Raw genomic sequence first — 22991 nt, 5'->3', positions numbered from 1 at the left:
TGCCGCTGGGCAGGACTGGTACGTCCGCGCGTGATAATGTTGGAGAATGTCGAAGAGTTTAAGACGTGGGGACCGCTTGGGCGTCGGAAGCATCCGATCAAGGCAAAGCAGGGAAAAACGTTTCATAAATTTATCCAGCAGCTTACTGATTTGGGATACGAAGTGCAGTTCCGGGAGCTGGTGGCGGCAGATTATGGAGCTCCTACCATGCGGAAGCGGTTCTTCCTGATTGCGCGATGCGATGGCAAGCCGATCGTATGGGCGCGACGTACCCACGGACCGGCAGACAGCCCGGAGGTAAAAGCTGGCTTGCTGAAACCTTATGTGGGGGCGTATACACAGCTGGATTTTTCACTCCCATGTCCGAGCATCTTCGATAGTGCCGAAGAAATTAAAGAAAAGTACGGAATCCGGGCGGTGCGTCCGCTGGCGAAGAAGACAATGGATCGCATTGCCCGTGGAATCAAGAAATTCATTCTGGATAACCCGGAGCCGTTCTTGATCCAGTGCAATCACGGCGGCGAACGTAAACCGGGGGATATCCGGCAGCCAATGCCGACAATTACCGGAAAGCATGGTTTTGGAGTAGTGGCACCGATACTGATTCAGTACCATTCGGAAACGACGCAAAATGAAACGCGTGGTCAAGGAATAGAAGATCCGCTTATGACGGTAGATGGTTCGAACAGATACGGTCTTGTTACATCGTTTATCAGCAAATTCTATAAGAGCGGTACCGGACAAGATATAAGGGAGCCATTACATACAGTGACGACCTCCCCGGGGCATTTTGGAGAGGTGCGGGCGTTTTTGACGAAGTATTACGGTGCCGGTACTGGGCAGGACATAAAAGCGCCGCTTGATACTATCACAGCGCAGGATCGTTTCGGGCTGGTAACCATATATGGCACTGAATATCAGATTGTGGATATCGGACTGCGGATGCTGGAACCGAAAGAGCTATACGGCTGCCAGGGATTTCCGGACGACTACATCATCGACCGGGATTGCGACGGGAAGCCTTATCCGAGAGCGGAGCAGGTGCGACGCTGTGGAAACGCTGTGTGTCCGCCGATACCTACGGCGCTGGTGCGGGCGAATCTGAAAGAGCTATGCGTTGCGAAGCGGCTGCCGAACTGCCGGGCGGATCGCCTGGGTGAGGATACCGGCGGGCAGTTGAGGTTCGCGTAGAAAAATAGAGGGAGGTGGTACCGTTGGACAAAGCAAAACCTGAGGCTGAATGTTGTGCCAACTGCAAAAACTGCGTAGCATATCCGAAAAACAATCGGTATGGAGACGTTGATTATATGTGTTTGATTAGCGGTTATTATATCGCCGGAGTACACAAGGATCGAAACAAGGTTCGACGCCTTACTCCGGGCGGTAGAAAACTGGAATGCAGATATGAAAGACAGGAGAAAGATAGCTAAGCCAATAAAGGGAGGTGGCACCGTTGGACAAAGAAGTCCTGATACAGTACTGTGAGCTTATGGAAGAGATAAAAGATATCAGAAGGCGCATCCGGGAGCTGGACAGGTTCCTGGAGCATCCGCCGATTGTGGCGGACACGGTAAAAGGTTCTCGTAGGGATTTAACAATCGGGCCGATCAAGGTAACAGGTATTCCGGATCCGGTTTACTGCCGGAAGCAGAAAGCCAGGGAGCGATATGGCAAGCTTCTGGCGGCGAAAGAGGCGGAGCTGCTGGAGCTTACCACGCAGGCCGAAGAATACATAGAGACGATCCAGAGTTCAGAGCTGAGGATTATGTTCCGGCTGTATTTCATAGATGGCCTGAGCGATCTGAAAGTTGCAGACCGGATGAATCGGATGTTCCCCAAAAGAAAAAAGAAATACACGGATGAGAGCGTGAAGAAGCGGAGACAAAGATTTTTTGAAAAATTTGCAAATGTCCCCCAATGTCCCGATGAAAGGTGCTAATATGGTATCATGCATTTCCATGCGAATGCTGGTTCATTTGGCATTGAATCCTGTATGTATTTATCCCGTCGGAAAATCGCCCCCGGCGGGATTCCTTGGAACGTAGCTCAGTCGGAAGAGCAGCTGGCTTATATCCAGTAAGGCGAGGGTTCGAGTCCTTCCGTTCTGATTTTGCAAAGTAGAGCAGTCTGGGAGCTCGCCGAGCTCATAACCCGGAGGTCGCTGGTTCGAATCCAGCCTTTGATATTTGCCTGGTTTAGGACTCTCCATCCGGACATTCCAGGTACGTAAAAGACATCCTTGAAAGAGGGTGTCTTTTTTGTGTTGTAAATATCTGAAATATGGATTAAAATAAAAGAAAATGTCGAAATGGAGAATGGACAATATGGCTTTAATGTATCTAGCTAAAATAAATTTGACGGCAGGTATTTTTGACGTATATGATAATAAATTAAATTTAGATGATGTAAAACAAACGATTTATGATGAATTAGACGAGAATAAAATGTTTTCTACTTCTTCAAATTGTAAATACAGAGATTCGTTGGGAAATATAAGAAGAATGCCGCAATTATCTAAATATAGCTTGAAAGAATTAAAAAAGCAGGATGCCGGAATTATTACAGGGAAGTTAGTTAGGGCATTTAATAAACCGACAGAAATAATTGATGAATCGGGTAAAGTATTACAAAGTTCAAACGAAGAGGCTGTTAGTATATATTTCTATTTAGATTCAAAACAAGAAATGATTGCATTTTCGGAGAGACAATCATTTGGCTATAATCAATTTATGACAGCATTTGCATTTATTCTAAGCCAAAACACAAAAAAATATAAATTTGAAATATTTCTGCAAAAGGATAAAGGTGCTTTAGAGGGCAAAATCAGGTCATTAAAATCAATACAGAATATCAAAGCGACATTGATACCACCGAATTCAAATGATAAGGATTTGGAAGAGTTTAGGAATAGTTTGCGATATATGCAAGATTGCCGTGATGTGAATGCTAATAAATTCAAGATGGAGATGTCCACGACAGATGAAAGGCATTCGTTAAAAATAGATTCAAAATATATGCAAGATATATACACAGCTGTGTCGAAGGGGTATGGAGAAGTAAATACAACAGGAATTAATCAAAATGGTAAAAGACAGACAATAAGTAGCAATCAAGATGCCGCATTAATTCGTATAATTGATGAGAATCTAACAGAAGAAGAATATAACCGAGAATCAAGATCGTTTATACATGAGTGGATTATGAAACTCCTTAAATCCGTAGCCAGTTAAAAGGTGAATTAAAATGATAAAAGATGCTCAATTTAATAAGTTTATAAAATACAAAAAATATGTGGACGTATTTGATTTTGCTTCCATTGAATGCAAGATTGCGTTGATTTCTGCTATTGCATTAGCAGGGGTTTCGTATTTTTCAACTCGAAATAATACTTTAGAAAATATTAATATACTTATTTCGGCATTGACTAAAGACATAGCTGTAGCATTAATAAGTTTCTTAGGATTTACTGTGTCAGGATTAGCAATATTAACAGGGGTTATATCAAAAAAAGAGGTCCAGACTGTAATGCGGGCAAGAAAAATTGAACATTTAGAAAAAATACTGTTAAGTTTTTATTTGCTTGGATTAGTAACGGCAATTACAGTTGTGGGATTAATTTGTTGCTTTATTTTCGGTGTAAATGATAGTGTGTTTTCAGAGAGAAGTTTTATCGTTCTGGTTTTTGTGTTCTCGTACCTGGTTGTATTTGTATTGTTTTATGCTGTAAAATTAATTGGAAACTGTTTGGAAATATTTTTTATTGTAAATTCAGGTGATGAAAGGAACAATGAAAATGAGGTAATGCAATGTTATGATTCTTATAGAATAACAGCTTTAGAAAGAGTTCTTATTCCCCCACTTGGAAAGGAAGGGTATGAGCTATACAAAGGTACTATCGAGGAACAAATTGCGAATAATAAAAATGTTGGTGAAAAAATAGAATTAGAAAAAATATACGCACACCATTTTACGCAAAGAAAACAATAAATGATGATTAAAGGGTCACCCAGTGTGACTCTTTTCTTATACTCAAAAAAAAACAAACACGATTGAGAGGTGGTGGTATGGCAAGAGCGCCGGACGCCAGAGTAGATCAGGCGAAAGAATTATATCAGCAGGGCAAGAAGCTGGTTGAGATATCGGCGCAGCTTGGAGTACCAGAAGGAACCGTCCGCAGGTGGAAACACACCTACGGATGGGATGGCGAACGTTCGGGAAAGAAAAGCGAGCGTTCGAAAAAGAAGAACGAACGATCGGAAAGAGTAAAGAAAGCGGTTGCAGAGGAAGTGGGACAGGTTATAGAAAACCCTGACTTGAACGACAAGCAACGGCTTTTTTGCTTGTATTACGTTCGATGCTTCAACACTACAAAAGCCTACCAGAAAGCGTACGGTTGTGATTATGCAACGGCGGCATCTGTCGGATATAGATTGTTGGCGAAAGATGGAGTTAGAGCCGAAATCCAGCGCTTAAAACAGGCGCGCCTTAACCGAGAGCTTCTAGATGAGTCCGATATCTTCCAGAAGTACATGGATATCGCATTCGCGGACATTACCGATTATGTCGAGTTCGGGCGGGAAAAGGTTCAGGTCATGGGAGCGTTCGGACCAGTTATGATAACGGATGAGGAAACAGGGCAGAAGGTACCAGTTACCAAAGTCATCAATACAGTTCGCTTCCGGGAGTCCTGCGATGTGGACGGCAGCATCATTGCCGAAGTTAAGCAGGGTAAAGATGGGGCGAGCGTAAAGCTGGCTGACCGCATGAAAGCGCTGGAATGGCTGGCGGCTCATATGGACTTAGCCACTGACGAACAGCGGAGCCGGATGGAACACCTGAAAGCCCAGACCGATAAGATAACCGGACAGGGGCAAGAGATAGAGGATTTGGATGAGATAGAGGGCGAGATTTATGGCAAGTAAGACGGTTAAGAAGAAAACCATAGAATTTAAGTTCTCGGAAAAGCATAAGGAGTATATCCGGAAGTGCCATGAATGTTCCTACAATGTGGCGGAGGGCGCTGTTCGTGCCGGTAAAACGGTGGACAACATCTTCGCGTTCGCGCATGAGCTGAAAACGGCTCCGGATCGAATCCACCTGGCAACCGGATCGACGGTCGGAAACGCCAAGCTGAACATCGGGGACTGTAATGGTCTGGGGTTGGAGTGGATTTTCCGAGGTCAATGCCACTGGGGCAAATACAAAGACAATGAGGCTTTATTTGTCAAGGGACCATCGACGCGCTGGCAACAGAAGATAGTTATCTTCGCAGGTGGCGGCAAGGAAGACAGCTACAAGAAGATCCGAGGCAACTCTTACGGAATGTGGATTGCCACGGAGATCAACTTACATCATGATAAAACCATCAAGGAGGCGTTTAACCGTCAGCTGGCGGCGAAACGCTTAAAGGTCTTTTGGGACTTAAACCCGGATAACCCGCGTGCTGCCATCTACTCAGAGTACATTGACCGATACCAGAAGCAGCAGGAAGCGGGGGAGTTCCCTGGTGGATACAACTACATGCATTGCACCATCTACGATAACATCAACATTACGCCGGAACGTCTGCATGAGATTGAGAGCCGATACGATATCAATTCGATTTGGTATCTTCGGGATATCAAGGGGATGCGCGTGGTGGCAACGGGTCTGATTTACCGCCGTTTTGCAGATGCTATCAGCACAGGATCCAGCACGTTCGGGATTCAGGGCAAGCCAACGGATCTCATGGAGATCAATCTGGGGATTGACTTCGGTGGCAGCGGGTCGGGGCATTCGTTCACGGCTACCGCAATCACGCGTGGATATCATAACGTGATCGCTCTTGCGTCTGAGTGGATTCGATGCAAGGATGAGTCTGGCAACCAGATAGAGATAGATCCTCAGATGCTGGGGGATATGTTTTGCAACTTTGCCCGGCGGGTCCTTGGCAAGTACGGATATGTCACGACGGTGTATGCGGATAGTGCAGAGCAGACATTAATCGCTGGCATTCGGAGCAGTCTCCGGCGCAATGGTCTCGGATGGATAAGGGTTGAGAATGCCCTAAAAGCTCCCATCAATGACCGTATCAACGCGGTGCTTATTCTGATGGCGCAGGGGCGCTTTCAGTATGTTGAGGGAGAGTGTGACAGTCTGGTAAATGCGCTGTGCACAGCAGTGTGGGATCCGAAGGAACTGACAAAGAATGTACGGTTGGATGATGGCACCAGTGATATCGACTCACTGGATAGTTTTGAGTACACGTTGGAGCGGCGGATCAGCCAGCTTATTAAATATGGGTGATGAAAAATGAATTATACGAAAATGTATGAGGCATTGCGGAAAGTCCTCGGAAATGAGCAGATTGATTTTGCCATGTCCGGACGGAGCAGTGCCTTAATTGAATTATGGTCCCGGATGTATGAGGAAAAAGCCCCCTGGCTGCATAATACAGACAATGCCAATATTCCCGCGACGATAGCGGGAGAGATTGCAAGACTGACTACGCTGGAGCTGCAGAGCAAGGTGGAGGGAAGTCCAAGGGCTGAATGCATGGATGCGGTTTATCGGCAGGTGCTTGGAAAACTCCGAGTACAGACAGAATATGCGTTCGCGAAAGGCAGTATGGTGTTTAAACCGTACATCACACCTGACGGAGCCATCGCGATCCAGTATATCCAGGCGGATATGTTTTTCCCACTTGATTTTGACTCCGAAAAAATGACGCGCTGCGCATTTTTGGATCAGTTTCGGAAGGGCAATGAAATTTACAGCCGCATCGAACTGTATAGTCTGAGTGGGGATGTGCTCTCAATCAAAAACCACGTCTTTATAGCACGGACGGAGGGAATATTGGGGACGGAGGTTCCGATCGGCACGGTGCCAAGATGGGCGGAACTGGCAGAAGAAATGCAGTTTTCTGGGATTAAGAAACTTCCGATCGGGTATTTTATCGTACCGCTTGGAAATAACAGAGATTCCGGCAGTCCTCTGGGCGTGTCGGTGTATTCGCGGGCGATCAAGCAGATAGAGGATGCGGATCGGCGGTACACGCAAATCAACTGGGAGTACGACAGCAAAGAGACAGCGGTACATATCGCTCAGAGCCTGCTTAAATACAATCCAGCTACAAACAGTTATGATTATCCAGGCGGAAAGGAACGTCTGTACAGGGGCGTCGAATACGCCGCTGGCGCGCAGGACAAGCCGCTTTTGGATGTCTTTTCGCCTGCCATCCGCGACACGGCGTATTACAACGGCTGGAATCAGCAGATGCGCCTGATTGAGTTTCGGTGTAATCTGGCTTATGGTACATTGTCGGATCCAAACAATACGGACAAGACAGCAGAAGAAATTAAAGCCAGCAAACAGCGCTCCTATGATTTCATTTCAGACTGCCAGAGAGCTCTGCAGAAAGCGCTGACCGATTTGGTTGACGCGATGGCATTCTGGTGTGATATTTACCATCTGTGCCCGGCAGGAGCCTATCATTTGTCTTTCCAGTGGGATGATTCCATCGTAGTTGATGCCAAAGCCGAACGCGACAACGATCGCGCTGATGTGGCAATGGGGGCGATGGCGCTTTATGAGTACCGGATGAAATGGTATGGGGAAACCGAAGAGGAAGCCAGAGCTGCGATCGGTAAGATAGGCGGTGCAGGAGGAGTGATTGAGTGACGCAGGGAGAACTTGAAAAACTGGCGCTGAAAACTGGAAATCTGTTTTCAGAATTGGAGATCCGGATCATGTCGGATGTTGCCAGGCGAATCAAAGACGCAGGCTTTTCGAACGCTTCGTCTGACTGGCAGATCCGGAGGTTGGAGGAACTCGGAAAGGCAGAATCAGAAATAAAAGACTGGGTGCAGGAAACACTGCAGAAGAGTGACGAGGAAATGGAACACATTTTTTCAGATGAAGTGTATGAGCAGTATTATCAGCACTCCAGAGCCTACAAAGCATCCGGCGTCAAGATGCTGCCGTTCGAAGAGAACACGCCGCTCATACGGCTGACCGAAGCGGTCAAGTCTCAGCTTTCGGGAGAATATAAGAATATCGCAGGTTCAATGGGCTTCGCGATTCGCGGATCTGATGGACGTATACAGGCATCGCCGCTTATGACGTTCTACCGCTCCACGCTGGATAATGCTGTTCTGGATATACAGTCTGGCGGTTTTGATTATGACACTGTCCTCAAACGGACTGTTAGCCGCATGACAAACTCGGGGCTGCGTTGGATTGATTATGATTCAGGCGTTCACAGCCGCGTGGATGTGGCGGCCAGAAGGGCAGTTATGACCGGCTTCCGGCAGGTGCAGGGCAAGATAAATGAGCAGGTGGCAGCAGACCTCGGGACAAACACTTATGAGGTGTCCTATCATGTGGGCGCCCGTCCGTCGCATCAGCCCTGGCAAGGGCGTGTCTGGACAATGGAGCAGCTACAGAGCGTTTGCGGGCTTGGTACCGTGATGGGTCTGCATGGAGCAAACTGCTATCATGATTACAGCCCGTTTATTCCTGGCGTGTCCACGCGGACATACACCGACGATCAGCTGCAAGAGATGCTAGACGAGGAAAACACTCCGAAAGATTACTACGGCAAGTCTTACACCACTTATGAGGCGTTACAGGAACAGCGTAAGATGGAACGGAATATGCGGGCGACTCGGCAGCAGGTAAAGCTGTTGCAGGCGGGCAGTGCAGATGAAAAGGATGTTATCCTCAAGAAAGCCAAGTATCAGGGACAGTTGCAGAAATACGCGGATTTTTCAAAGGCAATGCATCTGCCGGAGCAGAAGCAGCGGATCACACAAGATGGTCTGCGCGGACGGTTTACACCGACAAAGACAGAACAGAAAAGGCTTGAAGAGTCGGAGAAAAATGATAAAATAAAGGCAGGTATAAAGCAAGCCGGAATGAGGGGAGAAATCACATTGAATCCAAGCATTCCGGATGTTAGTAAGCTGTCGTTTGATGATGCTCATGTAAACAAAGAAAGAAACCACGGCGTGACGGAATTAGAAGCTAAAAGTTATATTCAGAATGCGTTGTTTTCGACAACAAAATGGAATGGAGCATTTACGAATTATTACAGTGATAAAGGTGCGGCTTTTGTTAATAACGAGAACAATTCTATCAGAACAGCGTTTAAGAGAGAGCAATACGATGATGCTGCTGAGGCAGCGATGGAGGTGTTAAAGCATGGAGGCGCCTGATGTTGTATTATGTCCATTGGTGGATGTAGAAATAGAAAATATTGATTGTATTGAAAACTCAGATGCGGTAGATGGGATCATAAAGAAAGAAACTGTCCCGTTAAGATTTAAGAAAAAATCCGACTGGGAAACAATATGTAAGAATTGCAAGTGGCATGGTTATTGATTTGTGGTGGCAGAATGATATGGCAATAAAAAAACTTAGCTGTCCGTTAATGGATACGGAAATTGATGAAGGAATATGCTATGACATCCACATGAATGTGGAAGGGCTGGCACCAGAATGGACAATTCCCGAGAAGGTGTTAGAAACTCCAGATTATAAAAAAATATGCTTGCAATGTCCGAACCATAGGGACGATTAAATACCACCCGTCAGCAGATAGGTGGTATTTTTATAACCAAAATCAGTTATCAGCACGCAGAAATGCGTGTTATTTTTATACTCTTTTGGCGTGGCTGCCGTAAAAGCCTACTTTTAAGATGGACGGCTACCCATCGCAAAAAGCCGAGAAAGGAAGCAGCATGGCAATTTTTAAGACTGAGACACTCAAGGAAAAAGGACTGACGCAGGAACAGATTGATTATATCATGGCGGAGGCTGGAAAGCAGGTGAACTCCCTGACGGCGGAGAGGGACGGCTATAAGAATCAGCTTGCGACCGCACAGGCATCCCTGAAAGCAATGGAGGGGATCGATGCAGCGGGACTCCAGACCAAAATCAATGAATTATCCGAGCAGATGAAGGACAAGGATGCGGAGATCGAGAAAATCAAATCTGATTATGCGTTTGATGCGGCGGTCAAGGAGGCGATCCGGAAGGCATCCGGCAAGAACGAGCGCGCGATCATGGCGCTTCTGGATGTGGATGGCTTAAAGGCATCGAAGAATCAGACACAGGACATTGACGCGGCTCTGGCAGCGGTTAAAAAGGATAATGATTACCTGTTTGGCAGTTCTGCGCCGGTTCCGAGAGTGGTAAGCAGCACATCAGGCATCAATAACGATGCACAGACAAAGAGAGAACAGGCGAACGAAGCACTGAGAAACCTGTTCGGAAAAGGAGAGTAAAATATGGCAGTAAATATCACAGATAGATCAGCAGTTGAAGCTTTAATCCGTGAGCAGATTGTATCTACCATCTTCCAGGATGCACCGAAACAGTCCGCATTCATGGGGATGGCGCGCAAACTTCCAAACATGACATCCAAGCAGACCCGTATCCGCGTTCTGGACTTCCTTCCGACCGCATACTGGGTGGATGGCGACACCGGGATGAAGCAGACCTCTATGCAGGCATGGGATAATGTATATCTGACAGCGGCAGAGCTGGCGGTTATTGTGCCGATTCCGGAGTCTGTATTTGATGATGCCGAGATTGATATTCTGGGCGAGATTACCCCAAGAGTCAATGAGGCAATCGGTCAGAGAGTCGATGCGGCAATTATCTTTGGCGATAACAGACCGAGAGAGTGGCAGGCAGATATCATTACCCTGGCGCGTCAGGCTGGGAACAATGTTTCCCCATCTTCCGGCAAGGACTACTACGATCTGACCCTCGGAGAGGGCGGCGTATTTTCCAAAGTTGAGGATGATGGCTATGCGGTAACCGGAGCAATCGCCCCGATGACGTTCAAGTCCAAGCTGAGAGGACTGCGTGATTCAAACAAGCAGCCGATTTTCACACATAATATGCAGGATTCCAGCAAGTATGCGCTGGATGGCGTACCGATCCAGTTCCCGGAGAACGGTTCCTTCATGCCGGATATCGCACAGCTGGTTGTCGGTGATTTCTCCAAGGCTGTTTACGCGATTCGCCAGGATATTACCGTAAAACTGCTGACAGAGGGCGTCATCCAGGATCCGAATACGAAGGATATCGTTTATAACCTGGCACAGCAGGATATGATTGCGCTTCGTGTAGTATTTCGCATGGGCTGGGCGCTCCCGAATCCGGCAACCCGCCTCAATGAGGATCGCACCGGCTGCACATTTGCTTATCTGGAGCCGGGCACTCCGGCTGTTACCCAGAAGGTAACCTTTACGGTAACGGATGGCAAAGAGTCCAGCCCGACGGCCTATGAGGATGTCCGTATCAACGTAGATGGTGCAATCCTTAAGACGGATTCGGCTGGTAAAGCGGAGTTTAACCTGAGAAAAGGCACCTATGTGGCAAAGATCACGAAGAAAGGCTTTGTTCCGGTAACGGAGACGTTCACGGTTGACGCTTCTGCCGTAAACAAGGCGATCACTCTGGTAGCGCAGGCCTAGTAAGGAGATGATGCAATGGCTTATGCAACGCGGGACTATTACATTTCTGGTTATCTGCAGGGGCGTTCCCCTGCGGTGCCGGATGCGGATTTCCTGTTCTGGGAAAAGCAGGCGGAGCGGATCGTAGACAGCTATACATTCGACCGAATTAAGGCGAATGACAGCCTTTTGACGGATGATGTGAAAGATTGTACCTGTGAGCTGACAGAACTGCTCTATCGGGCGGACAAGGCTTCACAGAACACATCTGATTTTGGCGGTCCGTTGACATCGTATTCCAACGACGGAGAATCCGGCACGATTGACCTGTCACGGTCGATTTACACCGAAGAGGGGAAACGGAAAAAGTGCCGGGAGATCATCTGCCGGTATCTGGGAAATACGCCACTGCTTTATCGGGGGGTGTGAGAATGAACCCGAATTACAATCAGATAATTACAGTCTTCCGGAAGGTTGGAACGGCGTGGAGCAAGAGTGTGTTCGAGCAATGTTTTTGGAAGTCTGGGATCACCGTGGTTCAGAACGATACTGAAGCATCGCAGACGAACACCTACACAGTACGTATTCCCCTGGAAGCGGCCGGAAGCGATTTTTCGGCGTCTCCGGGGGATGTAGTAGTGTTAGGCGAATGTGCGGACGAGATCACTGGAAAAAGCCCTAACACGGCGGCGGAAGTCCTGCGCCGGAATAAGCCGAATGCGTTTCTTGTCAGCGCATATTCAGACAACACCGCCTATCGGATGGCGAAGCACTACAGACTGGGGGGCTGATGATGGATGTCGAAATCAAATGGAATAAAACATCGGATCAGATTGCCAAAGAGAAAACAAGGGGCAATGATGGCCTTCTGTTTCTCGCCAACGAAGCAAAACGGCTGATGGATCCGTATGTTCCGGCTGACAGCCTGGCACTTGCCCAGAATGTCAGCGTCCATGTAGAGGGAGACACTGGTGTGATTGAGTATCAATCGCCATATGCTCATTACCAATACAAGGGCGTGGCATACGGTCCGAACTATCCACTGATGGATGGCGGCACTGTGATGGGATATTATTCTCCGCCGCACAAGTCCTCCACAGGAAAGAAGCTGAAATACAACCATTTCCGCCACCCGCAGGCTACATCCGAATGGGACAAGGCTATGATGAGGGCGCGCAAGGGCGATCTGGTGCGGGCGCTGGAAAACTATCTCGGAGGTAAGTGACATGACAAAGCATGATGCAGTGACGGCGTTCTTCCAACCAAAAGCCGAGGAGCTGGCGGGTCAGTACCTGGAATTTAACTATTCGGATGATTACAGCGGCATTTCGCTGGTAACAAACTATTCGGACAAGCTGCTTAAAAAGTATCTTTGGGGGTCTGAAAAAGAATACGGTTTCTCGATTATAATTGTGCAGCCGTATTCGACCGATACAGACGATCTGAACCTCACTGCGATGAATTTCGCCCAGGCTTTCATAGATTGGCTGGAAGAACAGAATAAAAAGCGGAACTATCCGGAATTTCCGAATAGTTGCCAGATAAAGAAGATGGAGACGCTCCAGAATATGCCAAATCTGGCGGGCGTCAATGTAAAGGAAGGAATGGCGCGGTACATGGTACAGTGCCGGATTGTCTATTTTGAGAAAGGAGACAAGCGATGAAAATTAGTGAATTAATGGCAGGCGTAACGCCGAACGCGTCCTATGAAGGCTGGGTAACGGCAGATGACTGGGTACTGGCGATTGATACCAAGTCGTCAGCGGGAGTAACTACAGAAGTAAAAAATTATGAGGTTGTGCAGATGGGTGTCGAGGGTCTGGATGCGAATCTTAACCCGGTAACGTCAGAAAAAACCTATATCCGTGCCGGAAAATCTACCCAGAAGACTGGAACAGCAAGATCCTTTGCGGTATCCGGTGATCGTTATATTGGCGATCCAGCGCAGGATTTCATGCTGTCCCATGCGATGAAATATGCGAAAGGTAACGCAGCGGTAACGAATTATGTGTACTTCTGTATGCTCAATGGTAAAGGTGAGAAAGGTCAGGTGTCCGTAATCGTCAATTCAGAGGGCGGCGGCAATGCGGGAGAATCATCGTCTATCGATATCAACCTGCAGAAGATTGGATCAGAACCGGAAGAGTATACGTATTCGGCAGAATAGGAGGATGAAAGATGCAGATCAGAGGTAGAGAAGTAGATTTTAGGATTACCCGTTTAAAGGATGCGGCGGCAATGGAAAAAGCCCTTGACCACATGGCTGAAAGCGAGAAGAAAATCAACCGCAAGGGGAAACTCACAGAAATCATGTCAGCCACTATCGAAATGTTCCGCAATTTTGTGAAAGAAGCTACCGGAGAGGATGTCCTCGAAGACTGCGACGATGTGGAAGAAGCAAAAAATGCCTACATCGAGATGCTTTGCGAGGTTTCAAAGCAGAAAGAAGAGGCGCTCGGCTTTTCGATGGATAAAATCAAATGATGAAATGGTCTGTAACTTTTGATAGGCTCCCCAGTACGGCGACTATTGGCGGAGTGGTGTATGATGTAGCCTTTGGTTATCGGACGATGATGGCAGCAGAAATAGAAATGTTCCGGCAGGATATTAGCGATGAACAGAAGATGCTTAATGCGCTGAATCTGTTCTACGTTCGAAATATCCCGCCGGATCTGGATGCTGCGGTAGATTATATGCTGTGGTTCCATCGAGGCGGAGAACCAGCGCGGAAAGGTGGCGGTTCCAAACGCCGGACAACGCGGCGGGGGTATTGCTTTTTGAAGGATGCCCCGCTGATTTATGCGGCATTCCGGCAGCAGTACGGCATCAATCTCAGGCAGACGCCGAACGACTCCCTGCATTGGTGGGAGTTCCTGGCGATGTTTGAGGCACTGGACGAAAACACCCGGATGGCGAAGGTCATGTACTGGCGGACCTGTGATACCAAAGGAATGGGAAAAGAGCAAAAAGCGTATATCAAGCAGATGCGGACACTTTATTCCCTGGAAGAGCCGCAGGCAACGATGGATAGCCGGTTGAGACTGGCAAAGCGTAACGCAGATATGCGGGCGTATGTGAAAAGAAGGATGGAAGAATGCCAAAACGGGTAAAGTGCCCTTACTGCGGCTACTCCATGCTTATTTTTTTTACCGAAAAATCAGAGTGTCATGGAGTAACCGTCCCATGTAAAGGGCGGAATTGTGGAAAAGAATTTGAAATCAAGATAAAGAATGGAGAGCAAATCAAGTAGAGCCATTATGAGCCGATGATTTCTCTCACTGAAAAGTGAGGTGGAATAAATGGCTTATGATGGAACTGTAAAGATTGGCACAGAGCTGGACGGCAGCGGGATAAAAAAAGGCATCGAGGATATTAACGGAACAGCGAAATCGGGATTTTCGAAGTTTGGTGAAATCGGAAAAAATGCGTTGTCTGTTTTTGCCGGAAATATGCTGACAGAAGTGGTCTCCCAGGCGAAGAATGCTGCGGGAGCTGTCTTGGACATCGGCATGAATTTCGAATCCGGAATGTCGAAAGTGCAGGCTATTTCCGGCGCATCCGGCGAAGACCTGGCAGCCTTGACGGATAAAGCTAAGGAGATGGGCGCAAAGACGAAGTTCAGCGCTACCGAGTCCGCCGAAGCGATGCAGTACATGGCAATGGCTGGATGGAAAACCGGCGATATGCTGAACGGCATCGAGGGTATCATGAACCTTGCAGCAGCATCCGGCGAGGACTTGGCAACCACATCTGATATCGTTACTGACGCACTTACCGCGTTCGGCTTGTCGGCACAGGACTCCACGCATTTTGCGGATATACTGGCACAGGCGTCCTCCAACGCAAACACCAACGTCAGCATGATGGGCGAGACGTTTAAATACGTGGCTCCGGTCGCTGGCGCGATGGGATATTCGGCGGAGGATGTGGCGCTGGCGGTCGGATTGATGGCGAACTCCGGTATCAAAGCCAGCCAGGCAGGTACTTCCCTGAAAGCGGCGCTGGTAAACATGGTAAAGCCAACGGATGATATGCGGGGCGTCATGGAGCGGCTTGGCATATCGATCCAAAATGCTGACGGAAGCATTAAGCCATTCGGAGAGTTGATCGGGGATCTGAGGGACAAGTTTGCGATTACCACGGATGCGGAGCGCGCCCAGAACTACGCGATGGCAGAACAACGCCTTACCGCGGAGGGGCTGGCGGACAGTCTGTCCGGGTTAAGCGGAGAGCAGCGGAATACACAGATAGCATACCTTGAAGGCATTGAGCTTATCAAGGATATGACCAAAGAAGAGATTAAGGCTCAGGCAAAGCAGAAGCTTGGAATCAAGCTGACGAAAGAGAGACAGCTCTCGGAGGAAGAGCTATATCAGCTTGCATCTTCCCTCGGTAAAGAATCGTTGGATGGCATGACGGCGGCGATGCAGGAGGAAGCGGCTGCGACCCTGTTTGGAAAAGAAGCTATGTCCGGAATGCTGGCGATCATCAACGCGTCAGATGCGGATTATGAAAAACTGGCAGGCTCGATCGAAAACTGCGATGGCGCTGCGGCGGCAATGGCAGAAACCATGCAGAACAATCTGGAGGGACAGCTTACAATTCTCAGTTCGGCAGCTCAAGGACTGGCGCTAGAAATATACGAATCCTTAAAAGCACCTTTGACGGATATCACAAGGCTAGGAATTGATGCGGTATCAAATCTGACAGAAGGTTTCAAAACTGGCGGTGTCATGGGAATGATCGACGCTGCCGGTCAGATGGCGAATGCATTTGCTGAGAATCTTCCATCGATTATCGAACAGGGGCTTCCGCTGGTAGAGGGCTTTACCGAAAACTTACGTTCCAACGCCGGAAAACTGGTTGATGGCGGCATTGATTTGATATTAAAGCTGGCACAGGGTCTGATGGACGGGCTGCCCGCGATGCTTCAGTATGTTCCGCAGATCATCATAAACATTGCCGGAATCATCAATGACAACGCACCAAAGCTGTTAATGGCCGGCGTACAGTTGATAGTGGTTCTTGGAAAAGGACTGATTCAGGCAATTCCGGATCTTATCGCAGCCTTGCCGCAAATTATCCAGGCGATCGTAAGTACCTTGCAGGCATTTAACTGGGTTAATTCTGGAATATATATTATTACGTTGCTGAGAAATGGCATTATATCAATGGTAGGTGCGATTGCCTCAGCAGTTGCAGAGATACTCAAAGCAATTGTTGGAGCAATACAGAGTTTACCGCAAAAGCTTCTTGAAATTGCCAAAAAGGCAGGTGAAGGAATTTCAAGTGGTTTAAAAGGAATGCTCGGAGCGATTAAAGGAGCGGCTACCAGCATCCTGAGTGGCATTGTGAGTGCTCTCACATCGCTACCGTCCAAACTCTTAGGTCTTGCGAAAAATGGCGCTCAGAGCATCGTCAAGGGATTCACAGGGCAGTCGTGGAGCAATATCGGAAAGAATATCATCACAGGCATTACAGCCGGAATCACGGGTTCGGTTGGAAAGCTGGCAGAGGCGGCGAAGAATGCAGCGAAGAAAGCGTTTGACGCGGCAAAGGATTTCCTTGGTATTCATTCCCCATCGAAGCTGATGCGGGACGTTATCGGTAAAAACATGATCGCCGGATTTGAGAGCGGTATCGTGGCAGAAACACCGAATCTGGAAAAAACGTCGGCTGGCTCTGCTCAAAGGGCGGTGGAGAGTATGCAGGGAATTGCATTACAGAGATCCGGAACTGTGGTAGCAGGGAATCAGGTACCGCCGGCACCAACGCCGGGCGGCGGACAAGGAAGCACAGTGGTTGTCCTCGAAAAAGGCAGCATAACCGGAGATGTGACAATGGATGGAGAAAAAGTAGGCACACTTGTAGCGCCTACAGTGGATACCGAGATTGAACGAGCGCGGAAGGAGAGTGAACGATGATTTATCCAGATGTGCAGATGGAAGATATAAAAACCTTTACAGACTGGGGGCTGAAATTGGAATCGATAAATATTTCCTTCCCCGAAGCTAAGACGGATCTGTTAGATATTCCAGGAGCGAACGGGCTCCTGGATCTGTCTGAGGTAAACGGTCAGATTTGTTATAAAAACCGAACGCTGACCTTGAATTTTTCCCTGTTTGACGATTACACGGAATGGCATGATTTAAGCAGTAAAATCGCCAAGACGTTGCACGGAAAGGTTATCAAGTGCGTTCTGCCAGACGATCCGAACTATTACTATGAGGGGCGTTTTTCATTGCAGACGACAAAAAGCAATGATGTGCTGGCGGATTTTGTGATTACTGGCGATGTGCAGCCATTTAAAATGGAACGGTACACAGCGGCGGAAAATTGGCTGTGGGATCCGTTTTCATTCGAGAACGGCATAGTCAGAGGATATAGTGGCATATCAATCTCCGGTTCCCTGTCGGTTGATGTGACCGGATCTGATATGCCGATAGTTCCGGAGATCACCTGCAGTGCGGCCATGACGGTAGAGGTAGGCGGTAAGACGTTTGAGCTGACAGAAGGAGTCAATAAAAACTATGACATCATCCTGGGATCCGGAACAAACGTTATGAAATTTACTGGCACCGGCACCGTGTCGATTGATTTCAGAGGAGGTGTGCTGTAGATGTATAAAGTTACAGTGGTTACGGATGGAAAGGAATATCCGCTTTTGAACCAGGTTCTCCGGCTGGAGAATCCAACGCTGAAAGAATATGCCGGCAACTCTCCGGGATATCTTAAATTTAAGATTACGCCGAAGCATCCGTATTATGACAAGATTCTGCCACTGTCTTCCGAATTATTTGTTTATGAGGACGGAATGGAGATCTTCCGAGGGCGGAGCATGACGACCGAAGAAGAGTTTAACCGGACACATCAAATTACTTGCGAATCAGATCTCGCATACCTCTGCGACAGCATCATCCGGCCATTTGAGTTCCAGGGCAGTATTGTGGAGTTTATGACTCAGGTGTTGAAGGTTCACAATGAACAGGTAGAGGCACGTAAACAGTATCTTCTGGGGCGCGTCAATGTGGTAGATAGCAACAACTACATTAACCGTAGCAACTCTGATTATTCGTGCTCTCTGGATTGCCTGCGGGATAAGCTGGTAAAGACCCACGGCGGATATCTCCGGATCCGGTGCGAATCTGGAAAGCGCTATCTGGATTATCTGACGGATGGCGGCGGGATAAACGATCAGGTCATTCGGTACGGTGTCAATCTGGCAGATTACAGCAAGACACAGGATGCCACGGAGCTTTTTACCGCACTGATTCCGATCGGCGCAGACCTGGAAGATACCTCCTCCAGCGGAGAGAGTACCACCAAAACAGTCGATATTACATCCGTGAATGGCGGCAAAGATTTTATTTACGATGAGGATGCGGTGCAGCGGTATGGTTGGATCTTCCGTCAGCACAAATGGGAGGATGTTACACTGCCGGAAAACCTCATCAAAAAGGCGCGGGCGTATCTGGAGCAGTCCATCTATTTGAGTGATGTTTTAAAGCTGACGGCGGTGGATCTGGCGAATGTGGATGTCGATATCAAGCGTTTGAAAACAGGGTACTGGACAAAAGTTATATCCCGTCCTCACGGTGTGGATGTTATGTATATCCTGGAAGAACATACGCGAAACCTGCAGGAGCCAGGAAAAGACACAGTTTCTCTGGGCGGCACGATTGCTACGTTATCTGGCAGCGTGGCGAAATCCCAAAAGGAATTATCTGCGAAAGTGGAGCAGGTGGGACAGGCGGCGACAAAGGGCATCGACCAGAAGATTAATAATGCAACGCAGCTCATCAGCGGCGGACTCGGCGGTTATGTGGTAATTGGACGCTCAGAGAACGGTCAGCCAGAGGAAATTCTAATTTTGGACGCGCCGACGAAAGCCAATGCCAAGAACGTGATCCGGCTCAACAAGAACGGCATCGGATTTTCCACCAGCGGATACAATGGAGTGTATCGGAACGCCTGGACCATCGACGGAAATCTGATTGCGGATTTTATTACATCTGGAACTATGTATGCGGACCGGATTAAGGGCGGGACGCTGATGCTTGGCGGCGTCGGTAATACAAATGGAGTGTTGAAAGCGTATGATTCTGCAGGAAATACAATATGCTCGCTTAATAATGAAAGTTTTTCGCTGAGCGGAGATGGTGTAAGGGTTGACTTTGATGTATCCCATTATGTGGGAGACTCTAGTGGTAATAGTGATGATGAACTTTGGTCAGCGGTTAAAATATCGGATAAATATGTATGCGCGAAATTGACGCCTGATGATATTACTTTATTTGATGATTTGGGTAAAGATTTGAACGGTAATTTCTGTAATATATATCATTTTGGAATTGATATCCGTGAAAACGGGGAGACAACTGCCCAAATCAACCCGGATGAAATGTACGTTGCCGGAGACGCTACGGTCGGCGGAGATCTGAATGTAACAGGAAAAAAGCATCGGATTGTGCAGACGCCAAACTATGGAAAACTTTGCTTGTCAGCTTACGAGACCGCATCTCCGATGTTTGGAGATGTTGGCAGCGGGCAGATAGGTGAGGATGGACAATCTTATGTTTGGCTGGATCCGATGCTTACGCAGGTCATATCCGGAGAATATCAAGTGTTTTTACAAGGATATGCGGATGCGCTGTTTTATGTCTCTGAACGGTCAGCGGAGCGCTTTGTGGTGCAGGGACCGCCGGGGGCTGGGTTTGACTGGGAGGTTAAGGCAAAACAGGCAGGTCATGAGCAGGAGCGTCTTGACCGATGGAACCGGAAAGAGAAGCGACAGAAAGAGACGTTGGGAATCTCTGGTACTGAATATTATCAAAAATATATGGAGGGCTTGATAAAATGAAAAAAGTAACGGCAATCACAACCTTTGAGACGGCAGCAGGAATGCGGGCGAGCATCGTTTACAGTGAGATCAACGATGAGGGAGTTATCACAAAGGACAACGTCCGCCTGGATCGTATTATCGTGGACAAAGATATCCTCAAAAGCGTGGCAGCGGTAACAGCATACGCACAGGAACTTGTAGATGGATTGGAGGGCTAAAGATGGCGGTTGATAACATTGATTTAAGCGGAGAGATTAAAGCCTGGAAAGATGCGGCTTACGGCAAGGATGTCAGGGCGGCAAATGTGGCGGCATTTGAGAAGATACAAGGAACTGTGAACGATACGGTGCAGAATGTTAATCAGGCGTCCAAGGATGCTTCCAGCGCATCGCAGAATGCACAGAAAGCGGTTGATGATATCCAGTCCGCGATCGAAACTGCCACAAGCAAAGCAAGTGAGGCATCCGGAAGCGCGGCGGCGGCAGAAACGTCAAAGGAAGCGGCGGCAAGCAGTGCAGAGGCGGCAGATACATCTAAGGCACAAGCGGCAGCATCGGCGGCGGAAGCAAAAAAGATCGCTCAGGGGTTGGGCGATTTTGACGGAACAGCTGCGAAAGTCAAGACCACCGATACATACGGTTTGGTAGTGAGTGCCCTGGGGGAGAGTACAGCGCAGGCGCTGATTGACACGATCGCCAACAAGGTTATGAATGAGCTCATCAACAAAAATAAGATTGTAAACAACCTTCTGGCAACGGATGCCTCCACCGTTTTGGCGGGAACGCAGGGCGCGGCGCTGGATAAAAGGCTGGTGGCGGCAGAGAATGCGGTTACTCAGTTAAATAGCGACATCGGGACTTTCTATTGGTCTGGTGTCGGAAATATAGAAATCCTTTCCGATAAAATCAATAACTGGGTTCGAAATGAAACAAATTTCATTACCTTGCCAGCGGGTAGATATATTCTTGGATATAAAGCACACGTTCAGGCAGATTCAAGTGTATATATTGATACTGCAATAGACACGCACGATTCTGATTTATCATTGTATGAGAAAACAATAAATATGCCTGTAACTTGCCGCGATAATGTTGTATATCGTACAGTAAATAATGTCATGATGTATGATTTTACCAAAAAAACTTCTCTGTATTTTTATGCCTTTGTATCAACATCTTTAAATGTTCAATTTGAAATATGGGCTACCAGAATCAAATAATAATGATTTCATTGAGAAAATTTTACAGAAGCTCTTCTTTTTGCTACTCTGAACCAGAAAGGAGAGATTTTATGATTGAAGAATTACTGATGAATGTAGTAAATGCGATGAGTAACAGCCTGGATGAGGAGCAGTTGGACAAGTTGCAGAATGTCCTGTACATCAATTTCCACGGCGTGAGAGTAGTAGAAGAGAAGAATGAACTCCAGGCAACGGGCACAGACAGCGATACCGTAAAGATGCGTTTGTTTGTGGCGTCTAAAAAGGTGTCTGGGCGCCAGGACAATACGCTGGCGCAGTACATCCGGGAGGTTACCAACTGCCGGAATGCACTCCGGAAGAACATTGAGGACATCACCACGATGGATCTGAGGTGGTATTTTGGAATGCTCCGGGAGCGGAATAAAATCAGCATGGTCACTCTGCAGGGGCGGATGCGGTATCTAAATAGCTTCTGGACCTTCCTGCAAAAAGAAAACCTTGTGAAAGATAATCCTGTGGCGCGGATTGAATCACTCCGGATCGAAAGTACTATCAAAAAGGCATTTTCGGCACAGGAACTAGAAGCCCTCCGGATCGCCTGTGAGCGTCCGCGGGATAGAGCACTGATAGAGTTTTTGTATGCGACGGGAGTGCGTGTGTCTGAGCTATGCAGCTTAAATGTGGGAGACATAGATTTATACAAGCAGGAGTTTAAAGTGATGGGAAAGGGTAGAAAAGAACGTCATCTGTACATATCGGATGCTGCGTGCTTCCACCTATACCGTTACCTGCGTTGGCGGATGAGTAGAGAGGGACTGACGATGGAAGAGTTGGCAAATAAGCCACTTTTTGTATCAGCCAAGAAGCCATACACTCGCATGACGGTGGCGGGAGTGCAGTATCTTGTAAAGACTCTTGGCAAAAAGGCGGGTGTAGGAAATGTGCATCCGCACCGGTTCCGTCGGACTTTTGCCACGGACCTTCTAAACCGCGGAATGAGAATAGAGGAGGTTATGGTGTTGATGGGGCACACCAAGATTGAGACGACACTGATATACTGCAATATAAAACAGGACAATGTCAGAGAGTCTTATCGTAAATATGCAGCGTAGGTAGGAGAGTGGCATAACTTTTTAGGTCGGCAGAAATGGCGGCTTTTTTGTTGTGCGCAAAAATAGGAGATGGGAGAGGACAAGGGAGTGGGGGACAATCTGTGACAAAAACAGAGTAAGTTTTCCACAGTTAAATCATTATATCAATCATAAGATCCTGGATTTGCCGGTACATACGACCTATCTACGTTCTCAAATGGAATTGATCCAAAATATTTTCCATTGTTTGAAAAGCATAAATCTACAGTTTCATCGCTCCGAGTGTTAATGTACAGCTTAATCCCATTTTGATTTGTTCCCGTCAGCAGTAGATATCGTTTACTTTTGACGGAACTTAGGTCGCTATTTAACTTGCTACAAGTCTATTCCAGGATTCCCAAGTGGTCGGGGTG

Annotated in this window: 24 protein-coding genes and 2 tRNA genes; all 26 read left to right on the top strand. The window is 47.7% G+C overall.

The genetic code is table 11. The features are described 5' to 3' along the window. Positions 1–1191, top strand: a 1191-nt coding sequence (locus DW720_RS11160) for a DNA cytosine methyltransferase (protein ID WP_118749649.1), incomplete at its 5' end; no start/stop codon positions are given. 262 nt (positions 1192–1453) lie between these two features. Further along, positions 1454–1939: a hypothetical protein gene (locus tag DW720_RS11150; protein ID WP_182436544.1), complete on the top strand. Its 486-nt coding sequence runs from the start codon at positions 1454–1456 to the stop codon at positions 1937–1939. 96 nt (positions 1940–2035) lie between these two features. After that, positions 2036–2108: transfer RNA gene (locus tag DW720_RS11145), tRNA-Ile, on the top strand. Positions 2109–2111: 3 nt separating this feature from the next. Next, positions 2112–2186: transfer RNA gene (locus DW720_RS11140), tRNA-Met, on the top strand. A gap of 138 nt (positions 2187–2324) precedes the next feature. Beyond that, a complete protein-coding gene (locus tag DW720_RS11135; RefSeq protein ID WP_182436543.1) occupies positions 2325–3230 on the top strand; it encodes a DUF4747 family protein in 906 nt (301 codons plus the stop codon). A gap of 13 nt (positions 3231–3243) precedes the next feature. Next, positions 3244–3987 carry a hypothetical protein gene (locus DW720_RS11130; protein WP_118749647.1) on the top strand — a complete coding sequence of 248 codons (744 nt, stop codon included), beginning with the start codon at positions 3244–3246 and terminating at the stop codon, positions 3985–3987. Between the two features lie 77 nt (positions 3988–4064). Further along, complete coding sequence (locus tag DW720_RS11125; RefSeq protein WP_118749646.1) at positions 4065–4922, top strand: terminase small subunit; 858 nt, start codon at positions 4065–4067, stop codon at positions 4920–4922. Continuing rightward, positions 4912–6285 (top strand): PBSX family phage terminase large subunit, encoded by a 1374-nt coding sequence (locus DW720_RS11120; RefSeq protein WP_118749645.1) that lies wholly within the window; start codon positions 4912–4914, stop codon positions 6283–6285. Before DW720_RS11125 ends, DW720_RS11120 begins: the two co-directional genes overlap by 11 nt. A 6-nt stretch (positions 6286–6291) precedes the next feature. Beyond that, positions 6292–7659, top strand: coding sequence for a phage portal protein (locus tag DW720_RS11115; RefSeq protein ID WP_118749644.1), 1368 nt, complete (start codon positions 6292–6294; stop codon positions 7657–7659). Further along, positions 7656–9194 (top strand): phage minor capsid protein, encoded by a 1539-nt coding sequence (locus DW720_RS11110; RefSeq protein ID WP_118749643.1) that lies wholly within the window; start codon positions 7656–7658, stop codon positions 9192–9194. The genes DW720_RS11115 and DW720_RS11110 overlap by 4 nt, the downstream gene beginning before the upstream one ends. Before the next feature lie 185 nt (positions 9195–9379). Further along, the gene (locus DW720_RS11100) at positions 9380–9559 is read left to right on the top strand and encodes a hypothetical protein (RefSeq protein ID WP_147353322.1); all 180 of its coding nucleotides are present in this window, start codon (positions 9380–9382) and stop codon (positions 9557–9559) included. Between the two features lie 160 nt (positions 9560–9719). After that, positions 9720–10265, top strand: a complete 546-nt coding sequence (locus tag DW720_RS11095; protein ID WP_182436542.1) for a phage scaffolding protein — start codon at positions 9720–9722, stop codon at positions 10263–10265. Between the two features lie 3 nt (positions 10266–10268). Further along, positions 10269–11465 (top strand): phage major capsid protein, encoded by a 1197-nt coding sequence (locus DW720_RS11090; protein WP_118749641.1) that lies wholly within the window; start codon positions 10269–10271, stop codon positions 11463–11465. A gap of 15 nt (positions 11466–11480) precedes the next feature. Next, positions 11481–11873, top strand: coding sequence for a hypothetical protein (locus DW720_RS11085; RefSeq protein WP_118749640.1), 393 nt, complete (start codon positions 11481–11483; stop codon positions 11871–11873). A gap of 2 nt (positions 11874–11875) precedes the next feature. Next, positions 11876–12235: a DUF6751 family protein gene (locus DW720_RS11080; protein WP_118522340.1), complete on the top strand. Its 360-nt coding sequence runs from the start codon at positions 11876–11878 to the stop codon at positions 12233–12235. After that, entirely contained in the window at positions 12235–12669 is a 435-nt protein-coding gene (locus DW720_RS11075) for a minor capsid protein (RefSeq protein WP_118749639.1), read from the top strand. The genes DW720_RS11080 and DW720_RS11075 overlap by 1 nt, the downstream gene beginning before the upstream one ends. Position 12670: 1 nt before the next feature. After that, positions 12671–13108: a hypothetical protein gene (locus tag DW720_RS11070; RefSeq protein ID WP_118749638.1), complete on the top strand. Its 438-nt coding sequence runs from the start codon at positions 12671–12673 to the stop codon at positions 13106–13108. Next, complete coding sequence (locus DW720_RS11065; protein WP_118749637.1) at positions 13105–13611, top strand: hypothetical protein; 507 nt, start codon at positions 13105–13107, stop codon at positions 13609–13611. The genes DW720_RS11070 and DW720_RS11065 overlap by 4 nt, the downstream gene beginning before the upstream one ends. A gap of 11 nt (positions 13612–13622) precedes the next feature. Then, positions 13623–13928: a hypothetical protein gene (locus tag DW720_RS11060; protein ID WP_118749636.1), complete on the top strand. Its 306-nt coding sequence runs from the start codon at positions 13623–13625 to the stop codon at positions 13926–13928. Next, entirely contained in the window at positions 13925–14554 is a 630-nt protein-coding gene (locus tag DW720_RS11055) for a bacteriophage Gp15 family protein (RefSeq protein ID WP_118749635.1), read from the top strand. The genes DW720_RS11060 and DW720_RS11055 overlap by 4 nt, the downstream gene beginning before the upstream one ends. A 189-nt stretch (positions 14555–14743) precedes the next feature. Further along, the gene (locus DW720_RS11050; protein WP_118749634.1) at positions 14744–17368 is read left to right on the top strand and encodes a phage tail tape measure protein; all 2625 of its coding nucleotides are present in this window, start codon (positions 14744–14746) and stop codon (positions 17366–17368) included. After that, a complete protein-coding gene (locus tag DW720_RS11045; protein ID WP_118749633.1) occupies positions 17365–18063 on the top strand; it encodes a mtfA protein in 699 nt (232 codons plus the stop codon). The genes DW720_RS11050 and DW720_RS11045 overlap by 4 nt, the downstream gene beginning before the upstream one ends. Further along, entirely contained in the window at positions 18064–20304 is a 2241-nt protein-coding gene (locus DW720_RS11040; protein WP_118749632.1) for a phage tail spike protein, read from the top strand. After that, complete coding sequence (locus DW720_RS11035) at positions 20301–20504, top strand: hypothetical protein (protein ID WP_118749631.1); 204 nt, start codon at positions 20301–20303, stop codon at positions 20502–20504. The genes DW720_RS11040 and DW720_RS11035 overlap by 4 nt, the downstream gene beginning before the upstream one ends. A gap of 2 nt (positions 20505–20506) precedes the next feature. Continuing rightward, the gene (locus DW720_RS11030) at positions 20507–21505 is read left to right on the top strand and encodes a hypothetical protein (protein ID WP_118749630.1); all 999 of its coding nucleotides are present in this window, start codon (positions 20507–20509) and stop codon (positions 21503–21505) included. Positions 21506–21576: 71 nt separating this feature from the next. Next, positions 21577–22599: a tyrosine-type recombinase/integrase gene (locus DW720_RS11025; protein WP_118749629.1), complete on the top strand. Its 1023-nt coding sequence runs from the start codon at positions 21577–21579 to the stop codon at positions 22597–22599. Positions 22600–22991 lie beyond the last annotated feature (392 nt).

The sequence above is a fragment of the Clostridium sp. AM27-28 genome, assembly GCF_003480955.1.
GTDB lineage: Bacteria > Bacillota > Clostridia > Lachnospirales > Lachnospiraceae > Otoolea > Otoolea fessa.
This window is presented reverse-complemented; position numbering and strand designations above follow the sequence as displayed.